The following is a 21578-nucleotide window of genomic DNA, read 5'->3' as shown; positions in this document are numbered from 1 at the left end:
CATCGCGTTGATCAGAGGGCCAGTGTTACCAGGTAGACCGGAAGGCGATTGGCACTTTCAGGCTCTCTCCCGCACTGGCGCCCAGCCCGCACATTTCGTCATGCACCGAGGTGTGCACCAGATTGAATTGCACTTTGGGGCACGCATGCAGCACTTGCCGTGCGTGCTCGACCGAACGCAGGTGAAACGCCTTGCCACGGTCATCGCTCAATGGATACGCCGCACCGTGCATGCGCGCCTCCAGCAAGTAGATCCCACCTTCCATCGAGATCAGGTTCAGCTCATCGACCTTGCCGGCGATGGCATACGCATTCAACTCTTGCAGGTTCATCAAAACACCCCACGCTGTCGCGAGACCGTATCCTTACAGGGATAGGCTTTGGCGCATCAAAGCACAAGCGGCAAACAACGCCGCTCGTCTGTTTGCACTGGCTCGCCGCGACGGTGCCGCAGGGTCAGTGCTTGGTCAGCTTGTCCAGGTAACCCATGGCGAACGCCGACACCACGAACGTCATATGAATGATCACATACCACTTCAAATGCTCGGGATCGACATTCTTGGCGTCCATGAAAATCCGTAGCAAGTGAATCGAAGATATCGCCACGATGGACGCCGCGACCTTCATCTTCAACGAAGATGAATCCATGGTACCCAGCCAGTTGAGCTTTTCCTTGCTGTCGTCGATATCCAGCTGCGAAACGAAGTTTTCGTAACCGGAAATCATCACCATCACCAGAAGACCACCCACCAGCGCCATGTCGATCAGCGACAGCAGCACCAGAATCAGCTCGGATTCGGCCATGGCGAAGACGTTGGGAATGACGTGGAAAACTTCTTGAAAGAATTTCAGCGCCAGGGCCAACAGGCCGAGAGACAGGCCAAAGTAGATCGGCGCCAGCAGCCAGCGGGAGGCGTACATTGCATTTTCGATAAAGCGTTCCATTGAATCTCACACATTGGGCTGGAAATGGCCGCGAGTATAGCAGTCACCTGCCGGTCCCCAGAAGCAGCCGGAAACAAGTGCAAAATCCGTTGCCTGCGAGTGTGTGACGAAGTCTTTCTGCTAGTGTCCCACTCACTGACACTTCAGCGATATCGGACAGGAAAACTGGAAAATGGATGTGCGATTGCCTTTAACGAGCGCCGGAATCTGCATGGCGCTGCTGATGAGCGGCTGCTCGCCCAGCGATGAAAAACGTCAGGTCAGCCTCGACGAGAAAACCGTGCAGTTCGAACAGTCGGTGAATGCGATAGAGGATCCACAGCTGCGGACGGCCGTGGCCGAACTCGGCAGTTCGTTGATACTGCTCGAACGCGCGCAACTCAAGCTCGACAGCAAACCGCTGGAAACCGAGTACAGCGAAGACGTCCTCGCTGTCCTCAAGCACTACCCGACGCCGCAGGCGCTGGTCGACACCTTCATCAACGGCCTGTTCGTGCTGCACAAGGATTCCAGTTCCGACTACCTCACAGACCTGCAGCCGGTATTCCCTTTCAGCTTCAACATTCCGGACACCTTTCTGTTTCCCCACGGCCTGGAATGGCAGTCGGTGATTCTCAGCGACAAACGCGTTATCCCGTTCCAGCCGGAGTGGTCGGAAACCGATCCCGGCATCCAGCTCAGCCCGTCCAGTTCGAACCTGACCAATCCGGATGACCTGACGGTGACCTACCCCTTCATCGATGGCCTGGATGTGGACAACAAAAACCAGCCACAGCCGATAAGTCTGCAAGGCAAAGTGGAAGTAATCGCACCGCGTCGTCTCTATAGCTTCGACCTGAGTAAAAAGGATGTCGGCCAGACCCGTAACAACGACAACCTCAGCGTCACGCTGCTGAAACTGGAAAACAACTACGCTGAAATAGAGTTTCACAACAGCTTGCCGCTGGCCACCGAGGTGGCCGAGACGCCGCTTAATCCGCTGATCGTTCAGGCCAAGGACAACACCGGGCAATTTCTCGCACGTTCTGGCGCGATCAATGAAACCCCGGCGCAAATCGCCTTCTACGAAAAACAATTGGCAAAACTGCAGGCGCAGAAAACCTGGAGCGACACGCTGGCAACCCAGTTGAAGGAAGAGCAACGGGCCTTTGACCAACAACAGGACAAGCAATACACGAGGGTTTATTTCAACGGGCCGATTGAAACCCTTGAAGTCAGTTTGCTGGATTTCTCGACGGCCACCGTGACGCGCAAAGACCTCGACCTGCCGGTGCGACGCTTCGACCCGCACACCACGCAAAAAACCGTTGCGCCATTGGCACTGCCGGTGGTGGTCTACGACGATCAGGCCCCAACCTGGCTTAAAGGCGCGGCGCTAAATGAGGAGCAACTGAAAAAGGGCGTGAGCATTCGCCAATCCGTGGAAGATCCGAGCGCGGCGACCATTGAATTCAGCCATCCGAAAAGCTTCAACGATGAGTTGTTGGGGACTGCCCTCAACCCCGGTGAAAGCCCGGTGACGTTCTTTACCGGCGATGGCTCCGGCAAGCGCGATGAACCCATTGAATTGCCACCGCAAGCCTATGAAGTCGACGCACTGGGCGGCACCATCACCTACGACCTTAATCTTTTCCCGGAGACGCCGGCATTCGCCGTCGGTTCCTTCCCGTTGTTCCTGGCCACGGTCGCCAAGCACACACTCAGCATCGATCAATTGCCCCAGGGTCTGGAGATTCGCGACAACGCACTGGTGGTTGATCGCACAGTATTCCCGGCGCAGGAATGGCGTTTTTTCGCCAAGGATGACAGCGGCAATTACCTGAAGGAGATTCTTGCGGTCAGTCACGACGCGAGCGCAGAAGGCCCGGCAGTGATGGGCGTACAGTACTTCTACGGCAAGCCGACCCGAGTGGAAAGCTACCAGCGAACCGACCTCACCACCGTGCAGTACGGCTTTGAGCTGAAACTTGACGAGGCTGATCTGAGCAGCCTCGATCCCTGACGCATTTACAGCGAAGGCCTGGTTCCACGACAACGTCCGCCGTTGATTTCGCGCAGTTGCGCCTGCAGGTGCAGGCTCCAGATCTGCGGATCATCGGCCAGTTCGTAGCCGTGCAGGGTCAGGCTTTCAACGATGGTGTCGAGAATGGATTCGGCGGCGAACGGCCCGTGAAAAGGCCCTTGGGCTTTGATCGCAGACGGTTGCTCGCCGGCCATTCCGGCGGCGAACAGCAACGTCCACATGCCCGTATCCCCCGCCAGAGGGCGGATGGCACATTCGATCCGGGTCACAAGACCCAGGCATTGACGGGTGAGGCAGAGGTTGCGCGACATGGCGGCGACCCTCGATAGATCCGGTATTCAGCTCCCACAGAGGAGCTGTCTCGATCCAGTGATACTGTCGATATCCTTGTGCTGAGAATAGAAGAAAAGTCTGCTCGGGACGCCACTTGAGACCAGAAGGCGCCGAATGGTCATTGTGTGAATCTTGACGCCAGAGTGATGGCACTTTCACCATCAGTCATGGAATCAGATGTGGGAGCGAGCCTGCTCGCGAAAGCGGTATGTCAGGCGAACTTCATATCGACTGACACCCCCATTCGCGAGCAGGCTGGCTCCCACAAATGGCCGATTTTCAGGCCGGTTTGGCTTCAACGAGCGCTTCGAGCGCGATCTCCTTTTCCGCTTCCTTGAGATCCTCTTCGCTGATCATTTCCGCGATCACTCGCAAGCGCTCCACGACTCGGGCATTGACGCTGCCTTCCGGAAATTCGCCATTCTCATCCGGCGCACCGGCGGGCTCGCCGACCAGCAGGCTCAATGCCTCATCCGCCTGACGCACCGCGTACACGTGGAACTGCCCCGCGCGCACTGCCGCCAGCACTTTCTCATCAAGCATCAGGGTCGCCACGTTCGCCTGGGGAATAATCGCCCCTTGCTCACCGGTCAGCCCGCGCGCTTCACAGAGGCGGAAGAAGCCTTCGATTTTTTCGTTGACCCCGCCCACCGCCTGCACTTCACCGAACTGGTTGATCGAACCGGTGATCGCGAAGCATTGTTTGAGCGGCGTTTTCGACAACGCTGAAATCAGCGTACACGCCTCGCCCAGCGACGCACTGTCGCCATCGACGTAACCGTAAGACTGCTCCAGCGCGATGCTAGCGGAAATCGCCAAGGGGAATTCCTGGGCATAACGGCTGCCCAGATACCCGGTAAGAATCATCACGCCCTTAGAGTGGATCGGCTGACCGAGGTTGACCTCTCGCTCGATGTCGACGATGCCGCTGCCACCCGGGTACACCGTGGCGGAAATCCGCGCCGGCACACCGAACGCCGAGTCACCGACTTCCAGCACTGTCAGCCCGTTGCACTTGCCGACCGCCGCGCCATCCGTATCGATCAGGATGATCCCGGCGAGCATGTCATCGAGAATCCGCGCCGAGACACGCCCGGTGCGCGTGGCCTTGGCCTTGAGAGCCCGTTCGATATGTCCGGCATCGGTCATTTCATCGCTGGCCAGGTGACGGATGAAATCCGCTTCGCTGACCAGTTGAAACAGATCGCCAATGCGCGCCGACAGACGTCCCTGGTGCTCGGCCAGACGGGCGCTGTAAGTGGCCAGACGCGCTACCGCATCGGCGGTCAGCGGCGCCATGCCCTCCTCGGAAGTGCGGGTCTTGAGCAGTTGAGCGAACTGCTCAAGGCTCTCGTCGACCATCGGGATGTCTTCATCGAAGTCGACCAGAACGCGGAACATCTCCTGGAAGTCCGGATCGAGATCCTGCAGCGTGTAATACAACTGGCGGGCGCCAATGATGACGACTTTGACCTGAAGCGGAATGTTCTGCGGGGTCAGGGTCACGGTGGCCAGACGACCCAGTTCACCGAGCGGCGATTCCATTTTCAGCTTGCGTGATTGCAGGGCACGCTTGAGCGCGTCCCACACGAACGGCTCGCTGAGCATTTTTTCCGCTTCTAGAATCAGGAAACCGCCGTTGGCCCGATGCAAGGCACCCGGTCGCAGCTGCCGATAGGTCGTGTAGAGCGCACCCTGATCGGTGCTGTATTCAATGCGGCCGAACAGGTTTTCGTACGTTGGATGCGGCTCAAACACCACCGGCGCACCGCCGCTGGCCGAATGACCGACCACCAGGCTCGGCGCGTACTGCTCTTCGAGCATCTTGCGCGCGACGGCATCCGGCTTGCTGTCATCGACCAGTTGCTCGACCACCGTCTTCAGCAGATAAACCTGCATGGCCTGCAAGTAACCGCACACCGCGGCGTTCTCGGCGTACTTTTCCGACAGCGGGGACAGCAATGGCTGCAACGCCAGGGTGATGGTTTCTTCGTTGAGGTGGCGAAGTTGATTGCTCGACTCGCGCTTCCACTGCGGCAGGCTGGCGAGTTCCTCGTTCAGACGCTCCTCAAGGCCGGAGATATCGTCGTGAAAGCGCTCACGATCGGCTTCCGGCAACTGCGCAAACTCGGCTTCGTCCAGCGCTTTGCCTTCGGCCATCGGCGTGAACGCGATGTTGCTGGCGTCGCGATACAGCGCGACGTCTTTCTCCAGCGCCAGGCGCTCGATGATGTCCAGGGCCTTGTCGTAGCGCTGATTGAAGGCGCGGTCTATGGCGCTTTTTTTCTGCTGGTAGGACGGATGCTCGAACACCGCCGGAAACGTCGCCAGCAGATTGTCGATCAGACCGTTGATGTCGCCGATGAAAGCGCCAGCCGTACCCGAAGGCAATTCCAGGGCGCGAGGCTCGCGGGGCTCATCGAAATTGTTGACATAAACCCAGTCTGCCGGGGTCTGCAGGCGTTTGCCTTCGGCCTTCAGATAGCGTTTGACGAACGAGAAGCGGCCAGTGCCGGGCTCGCCCATGACGAATACGTTGTAACCGGGGCGTGGCATGGCCACACCGAACTGCAAGGCTTCGACCGCACGTTCCTGGCCAAGCACACCGCGGAAGGGCTCCAGATCATTGGTGGTAGAGAAGCTGAACTGTTCAGCGGAAAACGGACGGGTCAGCGCTTCGGGCGCTAGACGCAAGCTGGCAGCAACAGGATCAGGCATCGGGCTTCCTTACATCAGGCGGGGCAGATAGCGGCATTCTGGCGCTGCCTATACCTCACTGGCAAGGCGCGCCTTTTGTCAGAGCATAGCTAAACGCGCATCGCCCGGCAGACCGGGGGTTAAACAATGCTCTCAACGAATGTTTCGTAAAAAGTCACGGAACCCTTGGAACGTGCCTAAACTCCAAATTGCGCGGCTGGAACAATAACCGGCCCACTGGCGCCAGATCGGGCCAGACCCTTGTCCATTGGTATGCACATAAAGAGAACAAAGCTATGAAACGGATTCTTCTCGGTACTCTCTTCACCGCTGTATCCATCAACGCCATGGCTCAAGCACCAGGCGGCCCGGATTGCGGTTGGGGCAACATGCTGTTCGAAGGTCAGCGTGGCACTCCGGCTCACTTCCTGGCATCCACCACTAACGGCACTTCCGGCAACGCAACGTTCGGTATGACTTCGGGTACCAACGGTTGCTCGACAAATGCGTCGCTGACTTACGGCGGCAAATCCTGGCTGGCCATGAATGGCATGATGAACGAGCTGTCCGAAGACATGGCTAAAGGTCAGGGCGAAGCGCTGACTACTTATGCCGTGGTACTGGGCGTGGCGCCGGAAGACCGTGCGCACTTCGCCGCTGTGACTCACGAGCACTTCCAGCAGATCTTCAGCAAAGCTGACGTGACCGCTGAAGACGTGCATACCAATACTGTGTCCGTTCTGAAGAACGATGCTCGTCTGGCCAAGTACGCCACTCAAGCATAAGCTCGACCCGCCCGCTCCTTCCGGGGAGCGGGTTTTGTTTTCTGGACCTGCCCTCTTTCGTGAAACGTGCCTGTAGGAGCCGGCTTGCTGGCGATGGCATCACCGCGGTCATTCAAAAGCAGCGTGTCGATGCAATCGCCAGCAAGCCGGCTCCTACGGGAACGGATTGCCTTAAGGGTCTTTATCTTTTTCGACTTAAGTTGCCCACTATGCTCAAACGCCTTGCCTGGCTGGCGCTCTGTGTCTGCGCCCCGCTGTCCGCCGCGCCACATATCGACAATCAACGTTTGCAGCAACTGGCCAACGATCCCTTCTGGATTTCTTTGGGCCATTACGAAACCGCCAAACTCGGGGGCTGGCGCAGCTATGTCAGCGACCGTAAATTCTTTCTCGCGGCCGACGGCAACGAACACCCCGACCGTGAACTGGCGGCGACCGTGCAAGCGTTGTATGCCCCGGCCAGTGCCGGCGAGCAACACGCTCAATGCGTCTATCCGGCGCGCACCCGCTGGCTCAAGGCGCAACTCAGCCTGACCGATTTGCCGAAGCCGGACTGTGCCGAATTCACACAATGGTTCAAGGATGTGGCGCCGCACAGCGCGGTGATGATTTTCCCTGCGGCCTATCTGAACAGTCCTTCGTCAATGTTCGGTCACACCTTGCTGCGCATCGATCAGGCCGATGTGCAAACCGACAAGACCGCGCTGCTCAGTTACGCGATCAACTTCGGCGCCTACATTGAAGGCTCGGACAACAGCATCCTGTACGCCTGGAAAGGCTTGATGGGCGGCTACCCGGGCCTGTTCGCGCTCGTGCCCTATCAGGAGAAACTCTCGGAATACCGCAGTCTGGAAAACCGTGACCTGTGGGAATACCGGCTGAACCTGACGCAGGCGGAAACCGAGCGCATGGTCGAGCACGTCTGGGAACTCAAGCAGATCCAGTTCGATTATTTTTTCTTTGACGAAAACTGCTCCTATCGCTTGCTGGAATTGCTGCAAGTGGCGCGGCCGGGTCTGCGTCTGACTGAACAATTCCCGCTGACCGCGATTCCGACCGACACGGTCAAAGCGGTGAAAGAAGCCGGGCTGGTGGAATCGATCCAATACCGTCCTTCCCGCGAGCGTGAGCTGCTGAGTCGCGCCGAACCGCTGGATCCTGAAGAGCAACAGTGGGTGCTGAAAGTCAGCGCCGACCAGAAACAGTTACATGAGCCGGCCTTCAAGGCGCAGCCTCGCGACCGCCAGGCGCTGATCATCGACGCCGCCTACCGTCTCGAACGTTACCGGGCCAACGGTCAGGAGCGCGATGCAAATCGTGCCCAGCGCAGCTTTGAACTGCTGCGAGCGATCAATCAGAACCCGGCGCCGGAGCTGGACATCCCGCAGCCCGGCCTCCCCGAGGATGGCCATGAATCGCGCACCTGGCAGGCCGGCATCGGTACTCGCGGCGATCAGGCCTTTGGCGAATATGGCCTGCGCATGGCGTATCACGATCTCAACGACAACACCGAGAGCTTCCCGCTGGGCGCTCAGATTGAAATCCTGCAGATGAAACTGCGCCAGTACGAAGGCAATAACTGGCAATTGCAGCAACTGGATCTGGCGACGATCCGCTCGCTGACTCCACGCAACGAGTTATTGCAGCCATTGTCATGGCAAGTCACCGGCGGCCTGGAGCGAGTACCCGGCAAGCACGACGACGAAACCCTGGTCAGCCACGTCAATGGCGGCGCCGGCGGCACCTGGCAATTGAGCGAGGACATGCTTGGTTTCGCTTTGGGCACCGTGCGCGTCGAGCACAACAACGACTTTGCCGAATTCATTTCACCCGCTGCGGGTTTCAACAGCGGTGTGCTGTGGCACAACCCGTTGGGCAACTTCAGCCTGGAAGCCAAGGGCGACTTCTTCACCAATGGTGAAGTACGTCGTAGCGTTAGCCTGAATCAGCAGTGGGAATTGTCGCGCAACCTCGGCTTGCGCCTGAGCGCCCAACGCGAATTCAGCCACCTCGCCTCGCCGGAAAACGAAGTGATGCTGGAAGTGAAGTGGTATCACTATTGATCCAGCCTTTGTAGGGGCCGGCTTGCTGGCGATCGCGATTTCGAGTACGCCATCGCTGGCAAGCCAGGCTCCTTCAGAAGTGAAGACATGAAACCAATGAACGCAGCCATGGCCCAATCCTTATCAAGGGAGAAAACCATGAGTCGCGCTTTCGTCAATGAAGATAACGCTGCTGCGCAAGCTGATCAGCCGGTTGAACGGCAGATCAGCGCGCAGACCAATTACGTCACGCCAACCGGCCACGCCCAACTGCAGGCCAAGGTCGCCGAGCTGCAACAACTGCACAGTGCTCAATCGGCCAAGGGCGAACAGGCGGACAAACAACGCCAGGCAGACCTCGAACGTGATTTACGCTATTTCAATCAGCGCCTGCAAAGCGCACAGGTGGTATCAACCGCCAGTTCTACGCAAAACATCCAGATCGGCAGCCGCGTGACGTTCGCCGACGAGCATGACAGCGAACAGACGGTGCAACTGGTGGGTGAAGACCAGGCCGACGCGGCAGCGGGCCTGATCAATTGGAGCTCACCGCTGGGTCGGGCCCTGCTCGGGGCGCAGTTGGGTGACGAAGTACTGTGGCAGCGCCCGGCCGGCGATCAGACGATCGAAGTCATCCGCATCGAACCGGCTTAAACCACACCTTGCGCGAGCATGGCGTCGGCGACTTTGACGAAGCCGGCGATGTTCGCGCCTTTGACGTAGTTAACCCGTCCGTTTTCTTCGCCGTAATGCACGCAGGCGTGGTGAATCGACTGCATGATTGCATGCAGCTTGCTGTCCACTTCGCCGCCGGTCCACAGCAGGCGCATGGCGTTCTGGGACATTTCCAGACCACTCACCGCCACGCCACCAGCGTTGGACGCTTTGCCCGGCGCAAACAAAATGCCGGCTTCGATAAACACGTCCACGGCCTCCAGTGTCGTCGGCATGTTCGCACCTTCTGCCACACACACGCAGCCATTGCGCAGAAGCGTGCGAGCAGCGTCCGCATCGAGTTCGTTTTGCGTCGCGCACGGGAGCGCAATGTCGCAACTCAGCGACCAAGGGTGCTGGCCGGCCATGAACTCCAGGCCGAAGCGCCCGGCCAGTTCGCTGATCCGTCCACGCTGGACGTTTTTCAGCTCCAGCAATGCCAGCCATTGCTCCTCGGTCAAACCCGCCTCGCAGTACAGCGTGCCTTCGGAGTCGGAGAGCGAGATCACTTTGCCGCCCAGGTCCATGACCTTGCGCGCAGCATATTGCGCCACGTTGCCGGAACCCGAGATGGCCACGCGTTTACCTTCGACGGTCTCGCCGCTGCGCTTGAGCATTTCTTCAGCGAAGTACACGCAGCCAAAACCGGTGGCTTCCGGGCGGATCAGGCTGCCGCCATAGCTCGGGCCTTTGCCGGTCAATACGCTGGTGAACTGGTTGCTCAGGCGTTTGTACTGACCGAACAGGAAACCGATCTCGCGCGCCCCGACGCCGATGTCACCGGCCGGAACGTCAACGTCTGCGCCAATATGGCGATACAACTCGCTCATGAAGGCCTGGCAGAAGCGCATGACTTCGGCATCACTTTTGCCTTTCGGGTCGAAATCCGAACCGCCCTTGCCGCCGCCCATGGGCAGTGAGGTCAGCGAGTTTTTGAACGTCTGTTCGAAGGCGAGGAATTTCAGCACGCCGAGGTTGACCGAAGGATGGAAACGCAGACCACCCTTGTAAGGGCCGATCGCACTGTTCATCTGAATGCGGAAACCGCGATTGACCTGCACGTTTCCGTGATCGTCGACCCATGACACACGAAATACGATGGCCCGCTCCGGCTCGCAGATCCGCTCGAGAATTCCGGAATTCAGATAATGAGGATTGGCTTCGAGAAACGGCCACAAGCTGCGCAGGACTTCTTCTACGGCCTGGTGAAATTCGGGCTGATCCGGGTCGCGTTTTTTCAGACAGGCGAGGAAATGGTCGACGGATTCGATCATGGAAAAGTCTCGGCAAATTGTTGTCGTTGGAGGAGATTAAGCCGGACTGTAACAAAGGGATTGTGTACAGGAATAGAGTGAAATGTCGCATTTAAGAAATTAAATGGTGCACAGGATATAAATAGAGATCTTTTACGAACTTATTTTGCACCTGATTGGGTCTTCACAATTGAGTTGTGCACCAACAGTTACGCTGCTTTCGCGAGCAGGCTCGCTCCCACAATGGACCGCGTTTTACAGGCTGGCATCGCCCCCTTGTGGGAGCGAGCCTGCTCGCGAAGAACGCGACTCGGTGTCACTAAAAACGCGCAAAAAAAACGGAGCCCCAAAGGCTCCGTTTTTCATGCAACCCACCCGACATCAGGCCAGTTTTTTGTGCCGTACACGGTGCGGCTGGGCAGCCGCTTCGCCGAGACGCTTTTTGCGATCGGCTTCGTATTCGGTGTAGTTGCCTTCGAAGAACACCGCTTGCGAGTCGTCTTCGTACGCCAGGATGTGCGTCGCGACACGGTCAAGGAACCACCGATCGTGAGAGATCACAATGGCGGCGCCCGGGAAGTCCAGCAGGGCTTCTTCCAGTGAACGCAGGGTTTCAACGTCGAGGTCGTTGGACGGTTCGTCGAGCAGCAGGACGTTGCCGCCCTCCTTCAGAGTCAGTGCCAGGTGCAAGCGGCCGCGCTCACCACCGGACAGGTCCTTGACGAACTTCTGCTGATCGCCACCCTTGAAGTTGAAGCGACCGACGTAGGTACGCGACGGAATCTCATAGTTGCCGATGCGGATCTGATCGGAACCGTCAGAGATTTGCTGGAATACAGTCTTGCTGCCGTCCAGGTCTTCGCGACTCTGATCGACGCACGCAAGTTGCACGGTTTCGCCGACTTCGATGCTGCCCGAATCCGGCGTTTCCTTGCCCATCAGCATGCGGAACAGGGTCGATTTACCGGCACCGTTACCACCAATCACGCCGACGATCGCGCCTTTAGGCATGGAGAACGACAGGTTGTCGATCAATACGCGATCGCCATAACCCTTGGAAACGTTTTTGAATTCGATGACCTTGTCGCCCAGGCGAGGACCCGCCGGGATGTAGATCTCGTTGGTTTCGCTGCGCTTCTGGAATTCCTGCGACTGCATTTCTTCGAAGCGTTGCAGACGTGCCTTGGATTTCGACTGGCGGGCCTTGGCGCCTTTGCGCACCCACTCCAGTTCTTCCTTCATGGCTTTTTCGTGGGCCGATTGCGACTTGGATTCGGCAGCCAGACGGTCGGATTTGGCTTCGAGCCAACCGGAGTAGTTGCCCTCGTACGGGATACCGGCGCCACGGTCGAGCTCGAGAATCCAGCCGGCGACGTTGTCGAGGAAGTAACGGTCGTGCGTGATCGCAACCACGGTACCCGGGAAGTCGTGGAGGAAATGCTCCAGCCACGCGACCGAATCGGCGTCCAGGTGGTTGGTCGGTTCGTCGAGCAGCAACATGTCCGGGGCGGACAGCAGCAAGCGGCACAAGGCCACGCGACGTTTTTCACCACCAGAGAGGAATTCGACCTTGGCGTCCCACGCCGGCAGACGCAGCGCGTCGGCGGCGACTTCCAGTTGACGCTCCAGGTTATGGCCGTCGCTGGCTTGCAGGATGGCTTCCAGCTTGGCCTGTTCGGCAGCCAGCTTGTCGAAGTCGGCATCTTCTTCGGCGTAAGCGGCGTAAACCTCGTCCAGGCGAGCCTGGGCGTTCTTGATCACGCTGACCGCTTCCTCGACCACTTCACGCACGGTCTTGGTGGGATCAAGGATCGGTTCCTGCGGCAGGTAACCGATGTTCAGCTCCGGCATCGGACGGGCTTCGCCTTCGAACTCGGTATCGACGCCGGCCATGATTTTCAGCAGCGTGGATTTACCCGAACCGTTGAGGCCGAGCACGCCGATCTTGGCGCCGGGGAAGAATGACAGCGAAATGTTTTTCAGGATTTCCCGCTTCGGCGGAACAACTTTGCCCAGCCGATGCATGGTGAAGACGTATTGAGCCATGGAGAACCTTGGGTCAGTGACAGATGAATGATTGGAGCGCGGGCGCGGCCCGGCCAGACCGTGCGCGTCGTCCGCCTGATAAGGACCAATGCGTGCGCGCTGAAGAAAGTCTGAGTCTAGGAGCTGGAACGCTCCCACGTAACCGGCAAAGCTACCTTAATGATGGGTGGCAGTCCAGCCGAGCGGGACTGGCACTTTGCCACAACTCAAGGCATGCTAGCCGCCCTTCGGGCGTCCGGCTTATAGTGCACGTCGCGCCAGTCCAGCCAAACCGCAGGATTACAGTTTGCCGAACGCCTCCCCACCCCTGACCTCTCGTGCAGCGACTGCTGCGCCCGGCTCCCCTTTGCGTGGAACCCTTAAAGGCGCACTGGCGACACTGGTGCTGTTGCTGTTGGCATTACTGTTCTGGCAGTTGCTCGATCAGCTGCGCGAAACGCAGAAACACCAGCGCCAATATACGATTGACTACACCGCTGACCTGGCCGCTCAAGTCAGTCTCAATATGGCCCTGAATGCGCAGATCGCTCTGAACCTGCTGCCCATTGTCGAGCAGCCGCAAACCGCCGCCGACCAGCAAGCCCTGCTGCGTAAAGTGCAGCAGTCGTTACCGGAGGTGCGTAGCCTCGCGCTTCTGAGCCCTTCCGGGAAAATTCTCAGCGACACTGCGGACAACGCCACCGACGCCGACTACCTCGCCGATCTGGTACGCCGCAGCCGTAATCAGGCCCACTATTTCAGCAATGCCGAGGACGGCTCGACCGTGCATCTGTTGCTGCATCAGGCCAGTGGCAGCGGTCGTGGCTACTGGGCGCTGCGTCTGACACCCACGTTTTTCTCGTCATTGACCCAGCACGACGATGGGGTCATCCGGCCTTTATGGTTGGTGGAAAATCGTCTCAATCACCAGATCATCAGTCGCGACGAGATGCTGCCTGCGATCCGACCTGCCCTGCTGACGGCGGACGATCTGGCCGACAGCGTGCTCACGGTTCCCCTGAGCAACAGCGACTGGCAGATGCGTGGCCTGTTCAACCGACAACGTGTGATCGAGGAACTACTGCCAGCCTTTATCGGAAAATGCCTGTTGGGATTGGCATTCTCCCTGCTGCCACTGATTGCGTTGCTGAACATGCGACGCCGTCAACTTCAGGTCAGCGAGGGTCGGCGGCGCTATCAGGATATTTTCGACGGCACCGGCGTGGCGCTTTGTGTCCTGGATGTCTCAAGCCTGCAGGGCACCTTCGACAAGGCCAGGCTGCGCACCGGCGCGGAACTGGGCGCGTGGCTGGCTGTGCCGGAGCAAAAACGTCTATTACTGCAGCAACTGCGTATCACCGAGGTCAATCAGGTCGCCCTGCAACTGCTCAACGTCAATTCACCCGATCAAGCCTGGAACGTGCTGATCGCCGGCCATTCACTGGACGGCGCGGCCATCGGCACTCAGGTCCTGGAAGCGGTCCTTACTCAACAGAAACAGCTGGAACTGGAGATCACGCGCGAGGACGCCAACGGCCGGGATCAGCATCTGTGGCTGGTGCTGCGTCTGCCCGAAGACACCAGCGACTATAAAGCGGTGATCCTCAGTATCAGCGACATCACCAGTCGCAAACTTATCGAGTTATCGCTGCTTGAGCGTGAAGGATTCTGGTCGGACGTGGTGCGCACAGTGCCTGATCACCTTTACGTACAGGATGTGGTCAGCCAGCGGATGATTTTCAGCAATCACCATTTGGGCCAGACCCTCGGCTACGACCGCACTGAACTGCACCAGATGGGCGAATATTTCTGGGAAATTCTTCTGCATCCCGAAGACGCCGACCATTACCACCGCTCCCGGCAGATTCAGCGGCAGGCCGGTTACAGCCAGTTACTGCAATGTCAGCTGCGTTTCCGTCACCGCGATGGCCAATGGCGGCGCTTCGACATACGCGAGCAAGCGCTGGCGCGTGACAAGCACGAACAGGTCACGCGGATCATCGGTGTAGCCAAGGATGTCACCGAGCAGATCGAAGCCAGCGAATCCTTGCGCGACAGCGAGCAACGCTACCGAATGCTCGCCGAAAGCATCAGCGACGTGATTTTTTCCACCAACAGCAAACTGTCGCTCAATTACGTCAGCCCTTCAGTGCAAACCGTGCTGGGCCACGACGCTGACTGGATTTTCCAGAACGGCTGGCAATCGACCATCGCCAACCCGCAACAATTGGCCGGCATCACCGAGTTGATGGACCGGGTGAGCAAGGCGCTGGACAAACCCGAGCAGCTGGAACAGTTGCGCAATCAGGTACAAACCCAGCTGTTTCTGTTCGATTGCCTGCGCGCCGACGGACGCAAGATCCCGATCGAGCTAAGACTGGTGCTGGTTTGGGACGAACATGGCGCTTTCGAAGGGGTGCTGGGTGTCGGTCGCGATGTCAGTCAGCAACGCCGCGCCGAGAAGGATTTGCGCATGGCGGCCACCGTTTTCGAACACTCGACGTCGGCAATTTTGATCACCGACCCGGCCGGCTACATCGTCCAGGCCAACGAAGCGTTCAGTCGCGTCAGCGGTTATGCGGTGGAGCAAGTGCTCGATCAGCTGCCGAACATGCTCACCGTGGATGAACAGCAGAACGCGCATCTGCGTTATGTGATCAAGCAGCTGAATCAGCACAGTACCTGGGAAGGTGAAGTGTGGCTGCGCCGGCGCAATGGCGAACATTACCCGGCCTGGGTCGGGATCACGGCGGTGCTCGATGACGAAGGCGACTTGGCCAGTTATGTGTGTTTCTTCAGCGACATCAGCGAGCGCAAGGCCAGCGAACAGCGGATTCACCGCCTCGCCTATTACGACGCCCTGACGCATTTGCCCAACCGCACCCTGTTTCAGGATCGTCTGCACACTGCGCTGCAATCGGCGGAGCGGCAGAAGTCCTGGGTGGTGCTGATGTTCCTCGACCTGGACCGCTTCAAGCCGATCAACGATTCCCTGGGTCACGCTGCCGGCGATCGCATGCTCAAGGAAATGGGCACGCGCCTGCTCGGTTGCGTTGACGATGACGACACCGTAGCGCGCATGGGCGGTGACGAATTCACCCTGCTGCTGCAACCGCGGGCTAGCCGCGAGGTGGCGTTGAACCGGGCGATTCATGTCGCCGAGCAGATTCTCGCCAGCCTGGTGAAACCGTTTGTGCTGGAAGGTCGCGAGTTCTTTGTCACTGCCAGCATCGGCATCGCGCTGAGCCCGCAGGATGGCAGTGAACTCAGTCAATTGATGAAAAACGCCGACACCGCGATGTACCACGCCAAAGAGCGCGGCAAGAACAACTTCCAGTTTTATCAGACCGACATGAACGCCAGTGCGCTGGAGCGTCTGGAGCTGGAAAGCGATTTGCGCCACGCCCTCGAGCAGGACGAATTCACGTTGTATTACCAGCCGCAGTTCAGCGGCGACGGCAAGCGTCTGACCGGTGCCGAAGCCCTGCTGCGCTGGCGCCATCCGCGCCGTGGCCTGGTGCCGCCGGGGGATTTCATTCCGGTGCTGGAAGAGCTTGGGTTGGTGGTGGATGTCGGCGACTGGGTGATCAGCGAAGCCTGTCGTCAGCTCAAGACCTGGCATCAGGCCAAGGTGCGCGTGCCGAAGATTTCGGTGAACATTTCCGCGCGGCAGTTCTCCGATGGTCAACTCGGCACGCGGATCGCCACCATCCTTAAGGAAACCGGGCTGCCGCCGGCGTGCCTGGAGCTTGAACTGACCGAAAGTATCCTGATGCGCGAAGTCAACGAGGCGATGCAGATTCTCGACGGTTTGAAAAATCTCGGGCTGAGCATTGCGGTCGACGACTTTGGCACCGGCTACTCATCGCTCAACTACCTCAAGCAGTTCCCGATCGATGTGCTGAAAATCGACCGGACATTCGTCGATGGCCTGCCGTCCGGCGAGCAGGATGCGCAGATCGCCCGGGCGATCATCGCCATGGCGCACAGCCTGAACCTGGCAGTGATCGCCGAGGGCGTGGAAACCCATGAGCAGCTCGAATTCCTGCGTGAACATGGCTGTGATGAGGTTCAGGGTTACCTGTTCGGACGGCCGATGCCGGCAGCCAGGTTCGAGGCGCAGTTCTGTAATGATGCGCTCTTCGTGTTTGAATGATTGAAGCTGTCAGCTTCAATCAATCAAACATGAAGAGTAGCTGCAAGCTGCAAGCTTCAAGCTGAAGCCGGTCATCTGTCGCTTTTAGCTTGCCGCTTGTAGCTTTCAGCTTGCAGCTGAATTCCTTTCATATGCCATCCAAAAGCGGTTGGGTTAGAATGCCCCCCTTTTCTGCCCCGATCCTTGAGGACCGCCATGTTCAGCCGTGATTTGACTATTGCCAAGTACGACGCCGATCTCTTTGCCGCCATGGAGCAAGAAGCTCAGCGCCAGGAAGAGCACATTGAGCTGATCGCTTCGGAAAACTACACCAGCCCTGCGGTGATGGAAGCTCAAGGCTCGGTACTGACCAACAAGTACGCCGAAGGCTACCCGGGCAAGCGTTACTACGGCGGTTGCGAGTTCGTCGATATCGTCGAGCAACTGGCCATTGACCGCGCCAAAGAACTGTTCGGCGCAGATTACGCCAACGTTCAGCCGCACGCCGGTTCGCAAGCCAACAGCGCGGTGTACCTGGCCCTGTTGCAAGGCGGCGACACCATCCTCGGCATGAGCCTGGCCCATGGTGGTCACCTGACCCACGGCGCCAGTGTTTCCTCTTCCGGCAAGCTGTACAACGCCGTTCAATACGGCATCGACATCAACGGCCTGATCGACTACGACGAAGTCGAGCGCCTGGCGGTCGAGCACAAGCCGAAAATGATCGTGGCCGGTTTCTCTGCCTACTCGCAGATCCTCGACTTCCCGCGCTTCCGCGAAATCGCTGACAAGGTCGGCGCTTACCTGTTCGTCGACATGGCCCACGTGGCCGGCCTGGTCGCCGCTGGCGTCTACCCGAACCCGGTGCCATTCGCTGACGTCGTGACCACCACCACGCACAAGACCCTGCGCGGTCCACGTGGCGGCCTGATCCTGGCGCGTGCCAACGCCGACATCGAGAAAAAACTCAACTCCGCCGTTTTCCCAGGCGCCCAGGGTGGCCCGCTGGAGCACGTGATCGCTGCCAAGGCGATCTGCTTCAAGGAAGCGCTGCAGCCTGACTTCAAGGCCTACCAGCAGCAAGTGGTGAAGAACGCCAAGGCCATGGCCGGCGTGTTCATCGAGCGCGGTTTTGACGTGGTGTCCGGCGGTACGGAAAACCACCTGTTCCTGCTCTCGCTGATCAAGCAGGACATTTCCGGTAAGGACGCTGACGCCGCTCTGGGCAAAGCCTTTATCACCGTGAACAAGAACTCCGTGCCAAACGATCCACGCTCCCCGTTCGTCACGTCCGGGCTGCGCTTCGGCACCCCGGCCGTGACCACTCGCGGCTTCAAGGAAGCAGAGTGCAAGGAACTGGCCGGCTGGATCTGCGACATCCTGGCTGACCTGAACAACGAAGCGGTGATCGACGCCGTTCGTGAGAAGGTCAAGGCCATCTGCAAGAAGATGCCGGTATACGGCGCTTAATTGCGACGCTAAACCGCGTCATAAAAAAACCGGCCAGAAATGGCCGGTTTTTTTTGCCTGGCGCTTTCAGCTCAGCCATTGGTCGGCGTTGCGAAATCCAGCGATAACACGTCGGGCAATCCGGCGTCCACGGCATGTAGCAGCGCCTGCCCGCCCCCCGAAATTCCAAGCATCAGGCCCAAATCGGGAACCGTTTGTTCATCCAGAAAATCTTCGCTGAAGAAATTCGCCGCAACGCCAGACAATGACCGCCGCACCTTGACGATGCCCTGAGCATTGCCGGTCGTGCGATATAGCCTGAGCAAGCACATAAGGTTGCCGAAATCACCGTGACACAAACTGAAACCGGAACCGAGGCCATGCTCCCACAGATGCCGTTCGCAACGGGCGGCATCTTGTTCGAGGATGCTTTTGGTATCGGCGTCCAGTGTGTCGCCCAGAGCGTGTAGCAACCAGATTCGGTTGATGAGGATGCCGCCGTCTCCATGGCACCATTTCACGGTGCGGGAAGATTTTGCAGCTTCACGCAAATCAAGCCAGAAACCGTCAGCCATGATTCGGTTTTCGGCCTGCAAGCATTGCGTGATCAACTCAACCAGCCTTGCGTCTTTCGTTACCTCCCAGACTTTGCCATACGCGTGCAGCACCCCGGAAATGCCATGGGACAAACCGGTCCATAATGGCTTTCCGGTAGCCTTTAGCAACAGTGTGCCGTTTTCCAGTACCAGCGCCGACTGTATTGACTGTGAGAATTTCTCGATCAACCGAAGCAACGAATCGCGCTGTTCAAGCTGATAGAGATTCACCAGCACAACAACGGCCCCGCACCAACCATGAATGATGTCGAATTCATTGCCCTCGTGCGGCAAGTCACTCAACCGGTGCAACAGCCCCTCTACGGTTGCCCGGTAAGTCTGGCGACCGGTCATCAACTGATAATTGACCAGAACGTACAGGTAGGAGGCTAGTCCGTAATAGGCGCTAACGGTGAGCTCATCTGCAAAATGGCCGTGAGACTTGCTGATACCGCAAAGAATACGCTCACTCTGGTCGAGATAGTCCGCCTCGCCGCTGACCCGGTACAGGCTGAGATAGAAAATTGCCAGCCCGCCCATCCCGTTATACAAACCGCACCCCATGGGCGACAGGAGGTAATGGCGAGTCTGCGGATGGATGTCCATGAACGTCCAGCCGACATCCCCTTCCTCACCCTCTATCCGCCAGCGTTCGATGACCTGGGCAATGCTGATCGCGTGTTCGACGTATTGCTCGTGATTCAACTCCGGCAATGCCTCGATACGGTGTTCCCGGTTAAGAGGCAGAGCTCCAGTGCCCACAGGAAACAGACACGTAAGCAATATGTGCTTTTGAAATGCTTTGTCTTTAGAGCTGAGACTTTCCAGCTTGCGCCGGCAACTGTCGAACGGTCGCTCGATGGCCAGAGAGGCGACATCGGCACCGTGGGCATCGACCAACAGGGTGGACAGCAGAGGGAGCATGAAACAGGGAATATTCGCCCTCTCCAAATCTTTGATTTCATGCTCGGGTATGCCGACGTCGCTGAGGGATTCGCTCAGATCAGACCATAACGTCGCCAGAAGCATTTCGTGGCGAAACTTGCACTGTGTGAAGCGCGGATGAACCATCATCCCGAGGAAATCGGCATACCGCTGGGTATTTTTGAACAGCACTCGGGTTTTCAACACGGCAGCATGCTGTTCAAGCAGCTCAACCACCGAGATGCGGCTTTTCATGACTTCGTCGTAAGCTTGATCGAAAGCGAGTAAAAAAACGTCTTTGTACTCGGCGACGGAGTGCGTCCGTTTCTGGAAAACCGGAAGGTGACGAATAGTCGGCAGGCTGTCGACGACGACTTTCTTTACCCGATAGTAGCCCTGCTCGCAAACCAGCCGGGTTTCTTTCGAAACAAACTGCTGCTGCCTGCTCAAACCGCTGAAATCATTAGTGGCGCTGGGAGAATTACGTACAAAGCCGCTGGAATACACTGACAGGCTATTGAGTTTCAAAGCTTTGAACAGGGCTCTGCCCGGAGACAGGTTTACCCTCAAATCGGTCATGGCCGCGGTGAACAGGCATTCCAGATCGACCATCACCGGGCTGCTGCCGCAGGCAATAATGTTTTCGTAATGAAAGTCGATGCCGTTCAAGGCATGAATTACCGCCACTTGGGCGCCAAGGCGCTGAAAGAAAAGCGCCAAGTCACTCTCGGTCTTGCATGGGAGATTTTCTAATTTCTCGATCCAGCAATGATTATCCACTGACACCATGATCGGTGCGTAAACCGAAAAGCAGTCTTTGCCGGACTGCTCATGAAGCAGATCGAGAAGGGCTGTATAAAACAGTGCCTCCCGATTGCTTCGCGGTTTATAGATTAGCGAGCAGTCACCGATGGTGAGGCAACACACGGTTTCGCCGTTGGCGTGGGAATCACCCAAGCCAAGGGTGATCGAACTGACCTGCCAGGAGGCAGTACCGAAAGCACTTTGAAGTCGATCAATGTCTTGGCCGAAGTGAGTAATCACTTTGTAGAGATAATTCACGGTGTCTTCGATTTGCTCCAGCAACAGCCGTGTGAGCACCGGATAGGAAGTCAGAAAAGTCTCTAGCGCCTTGCCTGAGAGAGACTTGTTAAAGGCCACCAGATCCAGATCAGCTCCCTCTGCGATCTGACTGTTTAAACGATGGATCAGCGACTTTTCAGATAGGCTTTTGACCACCTTGACTACATAAGGCCGAACACTGACTAAAACTGGCTCTAGTTCAATCCAGCAACAAGTCGACAGGTATTTCTCGTGCGAGAAAAAAACGTGTTTGAAATAGCCGTACCAGTGAGCGTAAAAAAGACCAAACGCCTCTTGACCCTCCTCTTCGGGGGGCAGTGAAAGAATTATGTCGATTTTTTTCTGAAGTGCAGCGATGGATTCTGTAATTGCGTTGTCAACTAACGAAGGCGACTGTCTAAGTTCGTTCAAGAGGTCTTTCCGACCTATATGAAAATATTTTATAACAGCTTTATCATTTTTGTGCAGAAGATCCATGCACCTGCGCATCTCCTCATGATCGGTTGCTACGAACCTGGTTTTGCGCTCATCGAAAGTCAGAACATCGTTCAACATCGGCGGCCGTTCCTGATGAA

General features: G+C 57.8%; 13 protein-coding genes. 6 read left to right on the top strand and 7 right to left on the bottom strand.

Annotated features, from left to right (window positions below):
• Nucleotides 1-25: 25 nt before the first annotated feature.
• Entirely contained in the window at nt 26-331 is a 306-nt protein-coding gene (locus tag ACYZTS_RS11285; protein WP_461995919.1) for a DUF6482 family protein, read from the bottom strand.
• A gap of 124 nt (nt 332-455) precedes the next feature.
• A complete protein-coding gene (locus ACYZTS_RS11280) occupies nt 456-944 on the bottom strand; it encodes a TIGR00645 family protein (protein ID WP_028624605.1) in 489 nt (162 codons plus the stop codon).
• A gap of 172 nt (nt 945-1116) precedes the next feature.
• Between ACYZTS_RS11280 and ACYZTS_RS11275 the strand changes: the two genes are divergently transcribed.
• Complete coding sequence (locus ACYZTS_RS11275; RefSeq protein WP_461995917.1) at nt 1117-2946, top strand: hypothetical protein; 1830 nt, start codon at nt 1117-1119, stop codon at nt 2944-2946.
• Between the two features lie 5 nt (nt 2947-2951).
• On the opposite strand, the gene ACYZTS_RS11270 is transcribed toward ACYZTS_RS11275, so the two are convergent.
• Both ACYZTS_RS11270 and ACYZTS_RS11265 read right to left on the bottom strand, forming a co-directional pair.
• Nucleotides 2952-3278 carry a PA4575 family protein gene (locus ACYZTS_RS11270; protein WP_028624603.1) on the bottom strand — a complete coding sequence of 109 codons (327 nt, stop codon included), beginning with the start codon at nt 3276-3278 and terminating at the stop codon, nt 2952-2954.
• A gap of 301 nt (nt 3279-3579) precedes the next feature.
• On the bottom strand, nt 3580-6018 hold the full coding sequence (locus ACYZTS_RS11265) for a Lon protease family protein (protein ID WP_028624602.1): 2439 nt from the start codon (nt 6016-6018) through the stop codon (nt 3580-3582).
• A gap of 275 nt (nt 6019-6293) precedes the next feature.
• Between ACYZTS_RS11265 and ACYZTS_RS11260 the strand changes: the two genes are divergently transcribed.
• The 3 genes from ACYZTS_RS11260 to ACYZTS_RS11250 all read left to right on the top strand — a co-directional run bounded on the left by ACYZTS_RS11260 (nt 6294) and on the right by ACYZTS_RS11250 (nt 9478).
• Complete coding sequence (locus tag ACYZTS_RS11260) at nt 6294-6782, top strand: DUF3015 domain-containing protein (protein WP_028624601.1); 489 nt, start codon at nt 6294-6296, stop codon at nt 6780-6782.
• A 209-nt stretch (nt 6783-6991) separates the two neighbouring features.
• Nucleotides 6992-8845 carry an Lnb N-terminal periplasmic domain-containing protein gene (locus ACYZTS_RS11255; RefSeq protein WP_461995914.1) on the top strand — a complete coding sequence of 618 codons (1854 nt, stop codon included), beginning with the start codon at nt 6992-6994 and terminating at the stop codon, nt 8843-8845.
• A 138-nt stretch (nt 8846-8983) separates the two neighbouring features.
• Nucleotides 8984-9478, top strand: coding sequence for a GreA/GreB family elongation factor (locus ACYZTS_RS11250; protein WP_461995913.1), 495 nt, complete (start codon nt 8984-8986; stop codon nt 9476-9478).
• Here the strand turns inward: ACYZTS_RS11250 and gdhA are convergent.
• Both gdhA and ettA read right to left on the bottom strand, forming a co-directional pair.
• Complete coding sequence (gdhA, locus tag ACYZTS_RS11245) at nt 9475-10812, bottom strand: NADP-specific glutamate dehydrogenase (protein WP_461995911.1); 1338 nt, start codon at nt 10810-10812, stop codon at nt 9475-9477. The two genes, ACYZTS_RS11250 and gdhA, sit on opposite strands and share 4 nt — an antisense overlap.
• Before the next feature lie 360 nt (nt 10813-11172).
• Nucleotides 11173-12837 (bottom strand): energy-dependent translational throttle protein EttA, encoded by a 1665-nt coding sequence (gene ettA / locus ACYZTS_RS11240; RefSeq protein ID WP_028624287.1) that lies wholly within the window; start codon nt 12835-12837, stop codon nt 11173-11175.
• Nucleotides 12838-13123: 286 nt separating this feature from the next.
• Here ettA and ACYZTS_RS11235 point away from each other — a divergent pair, with 286 nt between their 5' ends.
• The gene (locus ACYZTS_RS11235; RefSeq protein WP_461995909.1) at nt 13124-16972 is read left to right on the top strand and encodes a sensor domain-containing protein; all 3849 of its coding nucleotides are present in this window, start codon (nt 13124-13126) and stop codon (nt 16970-16972) included.
• 195 nt (nt 16973-17167) lie between these two features.
• Complete coding sequence (gene glyA / locus ACYZTS_RS11230; protein WP_461995907.1) at nt 17168-18421, top strand: serine hydroxymethyltransferase; 1254 nt, start codon at nt 17168-17170, stop codon at nt 18419-18421.
• Between the two features lie 71 nt (nt 18422-18492).
• Here the strand turns inward: glyA and lanM are convergent, their stop codons facing one another.
• Entirely contained in the window at nt 18493-21558 is a 3066-nt protein-coding gene (gene lanM, locus ACYZTS_RS11225) for a type 2 lanthipeptide synthetase LanM (protein ID WP_461995905.1), read from the bottom strand.
• Nucleotides 21559-21578 lie beyond the last annotated feature (20 nt).

Source organism: Pseudomonas sp. TMB3-21 (assembly GCF_054898145.1).
This window is presented reverse-complemented; position numbering and strand designations above follow the sequence as displayed.